The organism is Collinsella sp. AM09-41, from assembly GCF_003473245.1.
GTDB lineage: Bacteria > Actinomycetota > Coriobacteriia > Coriobacteriales > Coriobacteriaceae > Collinsella.
The window spans coordinates 1-11,042 of sequence record NZ_QRMJ01000014.1; the positions used below are offsets into that span (position 1 = coordinate 1).

General features: G+C 60.0%; 12 protein-coding genes and 1 pseudogene. 6 read left to right on the forward strand and 7 right to left on the reverse strand.

What is annotated here, in order from left to right; translation table 11 throughout:
- The first annotated feature begins 339 nt into the window (after positions 1–339).
- The 5 genes from DW112_RS09555 to DW112_RS09575 all read left to right on the forward strand — a co-directional run bounded on the left by DW112_RS09555 (position 340) and on the right by DW112_RS09575 (position 3,614).
- Positions 340–1,584 (forward strand): hypothetical protein, encoded by a 1,245-nt coding sequence (locus DW112_RS09555; RefSeq protein ID WP_118328844.1) that lies wholly within the window; start codon positions 340–342, stop codon positions 1,582–1,584.
- A gap of 228 nt (positions 1,585–1,812) precedes the next feature.
- Positions 1,813–2,064, forward strand: coding sequence for a hypothetical protein (locus DW112_RS09560; RefSeq protein WP_117636021.1), 252 nt, complete (start codon positions 1,813–1,815; stop codon positions 2,062–2,064).
- A 171-nt stretch (positions 2,065–2,235) separates the two neighbouring features.
- Positions 2,236–2,757: a hypothetical protein gene (locus tag DW112_RS09565; RefSeq protein ID WP_128620603.1), complete on the forward strand. Its 522-nt coding sequence runs from the start codon at positions 2,236–2,238 to the stop codon at positions 2,755–2,757.
- A 200-nt stretch (positions 2,758–2,957) separates the two neighbouring features.
- The gene (locus DW112_RS09570; protein WP_117636019.1) at positions 2,958–3,362 is read left to right on the forward strand and encodes a hypothetical protein; all 405 of its coding nucleotides are present in this window, start codon (positions 2,958–2,960) and stop codon (positions 3,360–3,362) included.
- A 12-nt stretch (positions 3,363–3,374) separates the two neighbouring features.
- Entirely contained in the window at positions 3,375–3,614 is a 240-nt protein-coding gene (locus DW112_RS09575; RefSeq protein WP_117636018.1) for a hypothetical protein, read from the forward strand.
- A gap of 12 nt (positions 3,615–3,626) precedes the next feature.
- Here DW112_RS09575 and DW112_RS09580 read toward each other — a convergent pair whose 3' ends face one another.
- From DW112_RS09580 to DW112_RS09590, 3 genes are all read right to left on the reverse strand, one after another.
- Positions 3,627–3,923: a hypothetical protein gene (locus DW112_RS09580; protein ID WP_117636017.1), complete on the reverse strand. Its 297-nt coding sequence runs from the start codon at positions 3,921–3,923 to the stop codon at positions 3,627–3,629.
- Positions 3,924–4,064: 141 nt separating this feature from the next.
- Positions 4,065–4,493, reverse strand: a complete 429-nt coding sequence (locus DW112_RS09585) for a hypothetical protein (RefSeq protein WP_117636016.1) — start codon at positions 4,491–4,493, stop codon at positions 4,065–4,067.
- A gap of 1 nt (position 4,494) precedes the next feature.
- Complete coding sequence (locus tag DW112_RS09590) at positions 4,495–6,309, reverse strand: ATP-binding cassette domain-containing protein (RefSeq protein ID WP_118328845.1); 1,815 nt, start codon at positions 6,307–6,309, stop codon at positions 4,495–4,497.
- 1,547 nt (positions 6,310–7,856) lie between these two features.
- Here DW112_RS09590 and DW112_RS09595 point away from each other — a divergent pair.
- Positions 7,857–8,060 (forward strand): ribbon-helix-helix domain-containing protein, encoded by a 204-nt coding sequence (locus tag DW112_RS09595; RefSeq protein WP_118328846.1) that lies wholly within the window; start codon positions 7,857–7,859, stop codon positions 8,058–8,060.
- A 4-nt stretch (positions 8,061–8,064) separates the two neighbouring features.
- Here DW112_RS09595 and DW112_RS09600 read toward each other — a convergent pair whose 3' ends face one another.
- The 4 genes and pseudogenes from DW112_RS09600 to DW112_RS09965 all read right to left on the reverse strand — a co-directional run.
- Positions 8,065–9,462 carry a sensor histidine kinase KdpD gene (locus tag DW112_RS09600; RefSeq protein ID WP_118328847.1) on the reverse strand — a complete coding sequence of 466 codons (1,398 nt, stop codon included), beginning with the start codon at positions 9,460–9,462 and terminating at the stop codon, positions 8,065–8,067.
- Positions 9,463–9,488: 26 nt separating this feature from the next.
- Positions 9,489–10,151 (reverse strand): response regulator transcription factor, encoded by a 663-nt coding sequence (locus tag DW112_RS09605; RefSeq protein WP_118328848.1) that lies wholly within the window; start codon positions 10,149–10,151, stop codon positions 9,489–9,491.
- A 44-nt stretch (positions 10,152–10,195) separates the two neighbouring features.
- Positions 10,196–10,573, reverse strand: a complete 378-nt coding sequence (locus tag DW112_RS09610; RefSeq protein WP_147351848.1) for a hypothetical protein — start codon at positions 10,571–10,573, stop codon at positions 10,196–10,198.
- A gap of 16 nt (positions 10,574–10,589) precedes the next feature.
- Positions 10,590–11,042, reverse strand: a pseudogene (locus tag DW112_RS09965) (lantibiotic ABC transporter permease); the annotation flags it as partial.

Here is an 11,042-nt window from a genome sequence, read left to right on the forward strand (position 1 = left end):
GCGATTCGGTCGCACGGAGAGCATTTCCCAGTTGACAAAACTATAGGAACACCCCCCGAAGGTTCCGCGCCGCTGCATACATATGCGACACTCCCTTCGCTCAGGGCTTGTAGATGCATTGCCGAGCGTAGGACTATCCCAAAAGGTTGCGCTGGTCTCGCCGCAGCGGCAAAGAATAATTAGTCCAACGCCTGCGCGGCTTAACCGACCACTCGCATATCCAAATTTGTTGCTCAACAAATTCGCAGGTAGCGTAAGTAAAATTGAGTTGGAAAGCTGGTGGGAACCGTCTTATTGCCTAAGCCGTTCCAAAAGCCGCGAATACAGGAGGTAAGGTGATTGGGTAACTATAAAGTTGTCTTCAGGGATGACTGGTCCGGGGATTCGAGTCTGCTGAAATGGGAGCCTGGATGCCCGGCGATGGTAACGGTCGTCCAGGTCGCGAGAAACGTCGACACCTCTGAGGCTTATCTGCAGATAAAGATCGAGAATCTCTCAGCGGATATCTTGAACTCCATCTCCGGAATCGCCCATGTCGACTATGCCGATGGGTCCAGAGGCTATGTCCCCTTTTCGGAACTAGACTTAGACCTGCCGCAATGCGAGCAGGGAGCCCTTAAGGCAACGGCGCTGCCGAGGGGAGACGTCGAGTCCGTTTTCATCAAGCTGCTTCAAATCGACTCCCAGCAAGGGAAGTGGCACTCGACCGGAGAGCCTGCCGAAGCGCCCGAGCGCGAACCGCTTTCGATGATCGAGAAGGCGATGACCGAGAGGGACCGCCAGCTGAAGGAACTGCATGCCGACAGTCGAATCGCCGGCGGCAAGGCGCAGTTCCATCAGGGATGGTGGGTGTGTGCGTGCGGCGGCATAAACGTCTGGCGGGAAACCTGTCGCGAGTGCGGGTGCCATAAAGATATTCTATCGAGCTTGCAAGACGAAGAATCCCTGTGCGAAGCGGCGGATAAATGGTCTCAATCCGTATACGACAAAGCGGACGCGCTATTTTCAGGCGAGGAGGAAATCGAAAACCTGAGGGAAGCCAGAAGGCTTTTCGGGAGCGTTCTTGGATGGAAGGATGCCGAGGCGCGTGCTGAGGAATGCTCGGAAAAGCTGGCCGTGCTAGAGCCGAAATCGGAAAAGAGACGGAAGAAGCTGCTAGGCGTCGCCGCGGTCCTCGCCTTGCTTTTCATCTTCTTTCTAACGGCAGGCCGCCCGCTAGTAGTCAATGCTATCGGAGACTTACGAAACGAGATGAAGTACAGAGAGGCCACCTCGCTTTACGAGGGCGGACACTTTTGGAAGGCGTATACCGAATTCAAGTCGCTTGCCCCCTACGGCGACTCGGCGGAGATGGAGGTGAAGTCCACACTTTCCAATGCAGAGGCCCTTGAGAAAGACGGCGATCTGGAAATGGCTGCCAAGTGGTACAAGAAGGCCGGCAGCATCTCCGACGCCCTAAGGGTGGAATACAAGTATGTGAAGGACCACTATGACAACGTTGATTTACTGAGCTTGGAATATCTAGACGAGCTCGTCGAGGCGGGCTACGGCGATGCCGCCCAGCTGCGTTCGGAACTAAATTAGAGCGAGTACGAAGGATATCGTGAATATTCGCACAGATGACCCCGAGACGTCTCTAACTTAGATCGGTTCGTGGTCGATGGGGGGTTCCTACGTCCATGCCTTCGTCGACACGGGGGAGACGTCGGCATCGGCTGAATTCCATACCCCCGATGACTAGATATCGGCTTTTATCGACGGCATCCATGCGCTTTGCGTTTTAAGAGGCCTCCGAATTGAAAGGGAATACACATGTGGTTAATCATTTTGGCCTTAATCGTTTGCTATGGCATAGCTTGCTATTTTTCAGCGCAGCTTATTGTCAAAGCGGCAATGGACAAGGGATATGAGGACCAAGGACTGAAATTGGCCTTCATAATCGTGTTCGCGACGCCTGCGAGTGCCGCGATGATCGTGGCGGCGCTGCCGGACAAGCGGCTTCAAACCAGCGTTTCCGACAATCCAGTCCTGTCTACGATAGACGCGGAACTTCCGAAGCTGTAAGGCGCCATTGTGATTCGGTTCAATCTCTGAACTGGTAGTTAAAAAAATCAGGTATCGCATTGGGTCGGACTAATGCTCGGGCCCCATGCGATTCCGCAGTACCAGCTGCAGAGCGGACTATTCGGCCCATCTTGGCGCAGTTACGCTCAGAGCATTGTCGTTGAAGCCCCCATGATAGATAACGACGGAGGCGTTTCAAACCGAACAGTCGAACCTAAGCGACGTGCGGCTTACGAACATGATACGCATCTCGCCTACAGGTCAGGTGTCGAATATACTCGCGTTTCAAAACGTATGCGTTTCACCATGAGAGAGGGATCTGTCATGAGCTGGAAACCGAGAAAATGCGTTATCGCCTTACTGACTCTGGCGACTCTGACGTGTTTCGCCGCCTTAATCGCCGTCAATATCAAACCGCAACACGATGCTTATCCCTCATCTTTGTCCATTAAAATGGGCCAAAATTTCAGCCTCGGCCGAAACGTGAATTATTTTAACAAGCTAAAACCTAATGAGGAAAATATCTTGATGTTCTGGGCATCGTGGTGTCAGCACTGCGAATCTCTCATAGAAGATATGCAACAACTTGATATTTTCGCAGCCTTAAGGAAGAACCTTTTCACTGTTTCCGAGGACAGCACAATTGAAGAAGCCTCGGTCCATGAAGGAGACTTTCCCATATACATAGATTAAGATAAGACCGTGTATGACCAATATGAACTTGAGCATATTCCGTCCGTATTCATACTGGATGATCAAGGAAACATCATCGGCTTATCCGAAGGAGAGGAAGAACCTCTTGCCTTATTAAAGAAATACGCCAAATACAACGGATATAAAGCGGAAGGAGGCGACATCAAGTAACTATCAAAGGCCAGATTAAGGAGCCAGCCATGAAGAAATGCCTGCTCTCCATCGTCTCAGCAGCTCTTTGCCTCTCCCTTGTCATGACACCATTTGTGCCCGTTGCGGCAGCCTATGCCGACGAGGGGTCTCCCGCCGAGAGCAGCGAGATCTACGTCGGAGACAACTACGACGAAAATTACGATATATCCCTTTTTGAGCGCGGACGCTGCACGGATTCATATTCCAAGGCGTGGTGCGATTCTCACGGATTTGCAAATAACCGCACCGTCCCTCACAAGGTCAAGCTGAACGCGAAGGAGGAGGCTTGCCTGCGCGATCCCTACCTTGCTGGCACCGCTGAAGTTATCGCCGGTCTCGTGACAACCGGTCCTGGCGGCGGCTTGTTTGCAACCGCAATGACATCGTGCCGACGTTTCACTTGCATGTTCTAAAAGGAGGTTGCCATGCTGTCGCAAAATCAATCGAGATACTTGGTCACAATCGGCTTTGCCCTGCTTGCATTACTCTTTGCTAGCGACCTTTTGCTGAAACCGCCCAAGGAACTCGTTTTGCTTGCCATAGACTGCCTTTCCGCCCTTTACTTTACGGCAACCCTATTCGTCGGACTAAAGGAGAGGAAAAAAGGCGCAGTCGTCGCATCCGCCGTATGCTTGATCATAACCATTGCATCATTCTTTATCTGACACATTGGTGATTTAGGGGCGATATCGTAGGAATACGACCGGGAGAGCCGGGACCAGATTGCCCGGGTTGCCCGGTCGGCTCGCGCGACGGCGCGGCGGTTCCACAGAAAGCTCTCCGGACTTCACGCCGTTTCTGATCGCATTGTAGACAGCCATCTCGTCTTCGCAGTCGGCGAGCACGCGGTGCGCGTCGTCGTTTTGGATGTCCAGTAAATCTCGAAGGTCCTCCATGCACCAGCGTCCGAGATTTGGCCATGCGCGTTGCGCGAGCTGATAAGTGTCGATTGCGATGTTGTAGTTAAAGTCCAAGCCAAAGCCGTCCCAGGCAGAACGGCTTTGTTTCCTTGATTATCAATTTCATCCGGACACTTCCCGCATTCATCCGTGTGTGTACGGATGAATGCGGGGTTCGATACCCCGGCGGCCTGATCGGCAGACCGCCGGGAATTCTCACTCCTCGATAAAAGCCGGCGCTCGGTTAGTTCTGCGCATCTTGAAATCGTTAGTTTCGTGGGAGACGTAGAGGATGCCGTCCATCCCATCTCGCGATGCATATGAAAGGTGAACAGAACCGCAATCCGCTCCATCATTGTCGAGAAGATCGAACGAATTCGGGTCGCTCGTTGCGCCCAAACGACCACTCAGACAAGAGCCATCGTCATTACAGATTTGCCATTCCATGTCTTCGCCTGCAAGAATCGCCATAGACGTCCTGGTCGCGCCATCGTCGACATACATCCCGTCTATGCCAAACCCATTTTCAGCGCCATCGATGAACGACTGCTCGGACCTATACCTCGCAAATGATGCACATAGCACCATTGCAAGACCGATTGCAAGGCCAACAATTACAATCTTTACGTAGCTCTTGCCTATCATGTCATTCATCTCCCTCGTATGTATCGAGGTATTCCTGCTTGAGCGTCTGCGAGGACGACTCGATCTTTTCCACGAGCGTGCCGGCCTCGATGAAGTAGAACGAGTCGGTGAGGTCTGCCAGGTCGTCGAGTAGATGGCTTGAAATGAGCACGCTGCGTCCCCGCGCCACCTCGCTGCGCATCGCGTCGCAGGAGGTTTTCCGCTTTCCCGGATCGAGGCCGTTCAGCGGTTCATCGAGGATGAGGTACGGGCAATCGGTCGCTATCGCCATGGCAAGCTTTACCTGCTGCTTCATTCCTGTCGAGAGTTTACGGGTCGGCTTGTCGAGATATGGGGAGATTCCGAGGGAGCTGCAGAGCGAGTCGATGTCGGCGGCCGATTTCCACGCCTCCCTAACGAAAGCAAGGTGCTCGATGGCCGATAGCGTGGGGTAGAGATCCGCGCTGCCCGAAGAGCTCAGGTAGACGAGTTCTGCAAATTCGGCTGATCGACGTTGGCAGATTCCGTCTGCCGCCAGGCTTCCCGAGCGGATGCGGGTGGGAAATTGGCCCGACAGCGCTTCAAGAAGGGTGGTTTTCCCCGAGCCGTTGGGAGCAACGAGGCCCGCCGCCGTTCCCGGGCTCAGGAAAAGCGACCCGATTGAAAGTATCGTCGTGCTTCCGTATCCCACGCTCGCGTCCAGAAGCTCGAGCCCATGGTGCTTTTTCGCGGGTCCAGGCTGTTTGGGGGAACGTGTCGCAACGGCGCCGACCGCAAAAAAGACCGCGACGTATGCCAGGGCCACGGCAAGCATCGATGCGCTGCCTGAACCGGAGCCAATGAATTCTGTCGGGAAGCATCCTACGTAACCCGTTGCCTCGATAGGCGAGAATACGGCCAGCGGCAGGAGATTGAGCGCGGCGTTATGCTCCAGTGCCGAATCGGACAGTAACGGGAATGCCGGGGCCGCGACAAGCAGCGCGGAGGTAAGGGGGCCCGCGAGGACGCGCCTCGTTGCGGTCGATAGGACGACGGAACAGACGGATATCAAGGTTCCGCCCGCAAGCAGCGCGAGAAGCAGGGCTGTGAAGACGTTTCCCGCGGTCGTGGTGGCAAGCGCGCCGTCATGGAAGAAGGCGATCGGGTACCCAATTTGCCCGAAGCCGTTTAGGGCCAAGGCGTAAATGCCCCCGGGTGCGAGGCCGGCGAGGAGCATCGCGGTCCCCGCGGCGATTATCGAAAACACGATCTGGATAAGGCGCCGGAATTTGGGCACGGGCGCCTTCGCCGCCAGGGTCGCAGGCCTTGTGGCGCCGAGCACGAGTATCGACGAGAGAAGGAAGGGGATGAAGGGAAGGAAAGACGGCGCCGTGGCAATGGCGTAAGGCAGGAAGGAAAGGAATGGCAGGTCGTTTGCGGAGGCCGGGATATCCGTGATGCCGGAGCTGCTCAGGGCACGGCAATATGCGAGCGCTGCGTCATTGGTCTCTCGGTCTCCCACGATGGACCCGGATTGGAAGCCTTCGCCCATGAGCGCGTAGTAGCTCTCGGCAGAATCGAGAAAGGCGGCGTCGGTTTGAGCGGCAAGGGCGGCGTTCGCGTATCTTGCAAGCTCCGCGTCATTTTGCTGCTCTGGAGATAGGTCTGTGCCGCTGGCCTGGGGCGCGCGCGTATTGAATGCGTCGACAAAGCCCTGCATGCCCTGTTTCATAAAGAAGGGCCCGTAGATGGGTGAATTGAACGCAATGGGGACGGAAAAGGCCGCGGCGAGAACGAGCGTACAAATCCATGCGGCCTTGTCTCTTAGGATCAGTTTGAGAAGAAGTCGACAGTACATTCAGAAGCACCTACGTTCCTCAAAGAATCGTTAGATTAAAAGTAACAGACCGGATGAAGATGCGTGCGATGGGGGCGAGGCGAATGGCTGAGCGGTATCGATACGCTGGTTCAACGGTATTATATTGACCACATAGATTATTAACTTGCATTTCTAACAGTTAAGGAGACGGGTGCTTTCCAGCACACTCCTTCGATGATGCCTTCCGCTAGTTGCTATGCCGGTTTCAGCCAACAAAGAATGTGCCCGGGCGCTCAGGTTCACCGTTAGCGTTGGCAACATATGAGATGGGCCAGACCCTTGCCGCGCGCCGATTGCGCGAGAGGTGTCGGGCTCCATGTTTATTCCACCTGCTTGTTATCAACCAGCTTCGTTCGACGTCAGACATTCAAGATGTCAGACGTCGAACCTGCGCCAAAGACGCAGCTGGGGCTACTAGTTGCCTACAATCGCTCGCGAAGCTCACCTGCTCGTGCGTGAATGTCTGACAGCTCCGTCAGACATTGTCGGACATTTGATTGTTCGACAAATGCGCACGTGGTCGCGTTCGCAAAGATAACTGAACGGTCGATGGGTGCGTTGAGACCGGAGCAAACGGCGGATGCCAAAAAAATGGCCTCACAGAATCGCACCCATGGTTGATAAAATTGACCGCCCGGGCGCAAATACCCGGGCGGTCAATTCATCCCCTCGTTCGCGATCCTGTTGGGTTTGGGGCTTTGACATGTTGTTGACGGATGGATCAGCCGTACAGCTTGATCTCCCGGGGTTCCATGTGGTCGTCCCCCAATAAGACGTCCCTGATGTAGCCCTGCGGCAGGAACTCGACGGGCAGCACTGGGTCGTCGACGTAGCCGGGCACTGGGAGTAGGCGTGGCCTTTGGACATAGCGTGGCCGCCTGCCGGCGGTCGGACTGCCACTTCAGCCAAAAGCTCAGGCGCGCGCATTAAAATAATGAATATATCGCTTGATGGGCTTTTGACCAAGCATGAACATCGCAGGTAAATCCGTGTACCAATTTTTGGTACACGGATTTACCTGCGGTTTGTTGAAAGCTCTGACATGCGCTGTCGACTTCATTAAAATCGATTGCCGATCAAGTCTTCCTATATATGCGAGCCCCAAGAAACTGCGCTGTGAACCTGAGTCCTCTATCGATCGGCCCGGTGCACCGGGCCGCTGTCCTCGAGCCGGCAACAGCTTGCCGGTCTCAAAACGTATGCCGTCCGGCACGACCGACAGCCGAGCCTTGTGCCCCACTCGAGCAGTGCCAGAACCCCGTGCCGGAACCCACGCAGACGATGGCAGGGGAATTCAGCCGCGGCCATCGAGGAGCCGACCTAGGGACGGCGCCCTCATTCCTCAATGGATTTCCACCGCCCCTTATAGGTCTGGATTGATTTAATGCTTGATTTAATCCGGCTGAATAAGCCAACCATGGGCCGGTTGACATAAGGTAAGGTAAAAGAGCAGATGCGGCCGTACGCCGGTGCGGGTGATGTGACAGAATGTAATACACGTATTGCATCTAACCGGGAGGTGCATCATGGCAACCGCCACCGCAGTCCTGAGAATCCCCGAGGACCTCTCGAACAGGTACGACCACCTGGCGAAGTCGACGGGCCGCACGAAAACCTTCTACATGACGGAGGCCCTCGCCGCGGAGATAGACAGGCTCGAATACGAGTACGGCCTCATGAATTATCCGGGAGGCGTTTGGTTGCGAGGCATGCCAGTGTGCGGGGCCTGATTCGTCAGGCCCCGCACAGGGGGACCGCGATGGTGGCCACCGCGCCGCCCGAGGGGCTGTTGGCGAGCGAGACGGAGCCCCCGTGGGCGCTCGCGGCCTCGGAGGCGACGTGGAGGCCGAGCCCGTAGTGGCGGCCTCCGTCGCGCGAGGAGCGGGACGAGTCGTCTGTGAAGAGGCGCTCGCAGCCGCGTTCGAGGGCGGCGGGAGAGAAGCCCGGTCCGTCGTCGGCCACCTCGATGACGAGGTGTCCGCCCGCGACGTCGCAGGAGACCGCCACGCGCGAGCGCGCGTGCTCGGCGGCGTTGGCCACGAGGTTCGCGGCGGCTCGCGCCAGGGCGGTTCGGTCGAGCGGGGCCTCGGGCGCGTCCGCGACAGCGGGGCCCGTGGCCGCGTCGAGCGCCACGCCTCGCGCCCGGGCGATCTGGGCGGCCTCGGCGAGGACCTGTTCGCAGAGCTCGGCCGGCCGCATGGGGGCCCTCTCCGCCCCGCCGGACCCGCGCGAGGCCTCGATGAGCAGGCGCACATAGCCGTCGAGCCTTTCGACACCGCCGGCTATGTCGCGCGCGGCGGCCGAGAGGTCGCTGTCATTCTCATCTTCCAGCTCCTCCGCCACGAAGTCGGCGTTGGCGCGCAGCACGGTAAGCGGCGTCTTGAGGTCGTGGGCGAGCGACGCCATCTGCTCGCGCTGCCCCCGCTCCGCGGCCCAGCGGGCCTCGAGCGACTCGGCGAGGGAGGCCCGCATGGCGTCCATCGCGGCGAGGACGTCGTTCACCTCACGTACGTTGGTGCTGCCGACCGCGAAGTCGAGCTCCCCCGCGCCGACGCGCCCCGCCGCCTCCGCGAGCGGCGCCATCTTGCGCGAGATCACGCGGCTCGCACGGCGCGCCACGAGCGCGAGCGCGAGCGCGCTTCCCACAGCGGCGCCGACGAGCATGAGGTTCTGCGGGTTGGGAAGCAGGCCGGCGAGATCGCGCGAGACCCACTGCGGCAGGTACTCGCTGACGAGTGCGCAGGCCCCGCCGCCCTTGAGCGGGAACGCAGCGTAGGTGAGGCCCGAGCCCCCGCCCTCGATCTCCACTGTGCCCGGATCCGCGGCGAGTGCCGCACGGGCCATTTCCGTCGCATCCTCGAGCCGCGTGCCCTCGAGGTCTGTCATCATCACGTTTCCGTCCTTGTTCAGGATGAGGTAGCGGTAGGCCGTCGGCACGTCCTGCTGCCCGCAGACGCCGTCGCGTGCCAGGCCCTCCGCGACATCGCGCGCATTGGCCGGCCCCCAGCTTGCCTCGTAGACATAGCCCACGTTGATCGCCGCGGAGAGCACCATGAACGAGGCGAGCCACGCCGTGGCGACCGCCGCGAAAGCGTAGGCGAAGTAGCGCGCGATGACGAAGGAGAGCGGCATGCCCCCGCGACCTCGCGCCCCGATCCTCAGAGCTGCCACTTGTACCCCATCCCCCAGACGGTCGCGATCGGATCGGCGCCGGCCTCGGAGAGTTTCCTCCGGGCGCGGCTGACCTGCATGGATATGGCCGCATCGTCGGCGTCGCTCTCCCAGCCGAGCACCGCCTCGCGTATCTGCGCGCGGCTCATGACCTGCCCGGGGTGGCGCGCGAGGTACTCGCAGATGGCGTACTCGGTGGGCGTGAGCGGCACGGCCTCGCCGCCCACGGAGAGGCCGCGCGCCCCGAGGTCGATCCGCACCTCCCCGAAGGAGAGGGCGTGCGAGCGCGGCCGGCGCTCACGGCGTAGATGGGCCGCGACCTTGGCGCGCAGCTCCGCGGCCCCGAAGGGCTTGCGGACGTAGTCGTCGGCGCCCAGGCCGTAGCCGGCCACGGCGTCCTCCTCGGCCACGCGCGCGGTCAGGAAGACGATGGGCCCGTCGAAGTCCGGGCGGATCTGTCGCACGAGCTCGAAGCCGTCGAGCCCCGGCATCATGACGTCGCAGAGCACGAGGTCGAAGCGCGAGAGGTCCATCCCCGGGACCGCCGTCGGGTCCGCCGCCCTGACGACCTCATGGCCGTCGCGGCCGAGGACGCGCGCGAGCGCGTCGAGGATCGCCCGTTCATCATCCACTGCCAGTATCCTCGCCATGTTGACCTCCTGAAACTCTCGTCGGAATTGTACTAGCGCCGCGCTCAGCGGTCCAGAGCCCCGCGCGCAGCCGCGGGTGCCTCGGCCGCGTCGCACACGCGGAAGCGCACGCCCGAGCCGCCGTGCGCCTCGATCCCGAGCCAGCCCTCGCCGTCCGACTCCCGCCCGAAGAAGATGAGCTGGAGCTCTCGGACATCGCCCCTGTCGTCCGCCGCGTCCACCAGGTAGACGTAGTTCGCCCCCGCCCCGGTGGCGTCGGCGTAGGAGCTCGCGTGGCTGCCGGGCTCGGGCGCGGGCGCCCACATGGCGATCTCAGTGTTGGGCAGCACGCGGTCGGCGATCGAGCGCAGCGCCGACCCCCAGCCGGCGTCGAGCAGGGCATTCCCGCCCAGAAGGAGAGCTACGGAGAGGAGGGCGAGCATGGCGGCGAGCGGCCTCCTACGCATCTGCCCTCCCGTCCTCGAAGCGGCAGAACCAGGCCAGAAGGACGGCGTCGGCTGCCAGGGTGAGCACGAGGCCAGCGAGCGCAGTCGTGAGGAGAGGGCCCGCCGCGCGTGCGGCGTCGATGAAGGCCTCCACCCCGAGCGACCCCAGGCGCGCGGGCCAGGCGAGCGGCACCCAGCTCAGGGGGGTCGCCAGGGCACCGGTGAGCTGGCCGGTCATGAGGCCGTGCGCAAGTCCGCCCACCGAGAAGAACGCGAGGAGCACCCCCGCCGCGCCGGCGCCGATGGCGGCGTTGCGGCCGAGGCGCAGGGCCACGCCGAGCCCCAGCGCGTAGAGGGGCAGGCTGCCCAGCACGATGCCCGCCCAGGCGGCCGCAAGCGGAGCGGGCCCGAGCGGCAGGCGCCCGGCGACGGCGAGCACGGCCCCGAACACGCCGAGCGCCACGGC

Excerpts from the sequence above, each read along its gene's own strand:
- DW112_RS09560 (WP_117636021.1), top strand. The coding sequence starts at position 1,813 with ATGTGGTTAATCATTTTGGCCTTAATCGTTTGCTATGGCATAGCTTGC.
- DW112_RS09590 (WP_118328845.1), bottom strand. The coding sequence starts at position 6,309 with ATGTACTGTCGACTTCTTCTCAAACTGATCCTAAGAGACAAGGCCGCA.
- DW112_RS09605 (WP_118328848.1), bottom strand. The coding sequence starts at position 10,151 with ATGGCGAGGATACTGGCAGTGGATGATGAACGGGCGATCCTCGACGCG.
- DW112_RS09575 (WP_117636018.1), top strand. The coding sequence starts at position 3,375 with ATGCTGTCGCAAAATCAATCGAGATACTTGGTCACAATCGGCTTTGCC.
- DW112_RS09585 (WP_117636016.1), bottom strand. The coding sequence starts at position 4,493 with ATGATAGGCAAGAGCTACGTAAAGATTGTAATTGTTGGCCTTGCAATC.
- DW112_RS09600 (WP_118328847.1), bottom strand. The coding sequence starts at position 9,462 with ATGCCGCTCTCCTTCGTCATCGCGCGCTACTTCGCCTACGCTTTCGCG.
- DW112_RS09565 (WP_128620603.1), top strand. The coding sequence starts at position 2,236 with ATGATAGATAACGACGGAGGCGTTTCAAACCGAACAGTCGAACCTAAG.
- DW112_RS09610 (WP_147351848.1), bottom strand. The coding sequence starts at position 10,573 with ATGCTCGCCCTCCTCTCCGTAGCTCTCCTTCTGGGCGGGAATGCCCTG.
- DW112_RS09595 (WP_118328846.1), top strand. The coding sequence starts at position 7,857 with ATGGCAACCGCCACCGCAGTCCTGAGAATCCCCGAGGACCTCTCGAAC.
- DW112_RS09570 (WP_117636019.1), top strand. The coding sequence starts at position 2,958 with ATGAAGAAATGCCTGCTCTCCATCGTCTCAGCAGCTCTTTGCCTCTCC.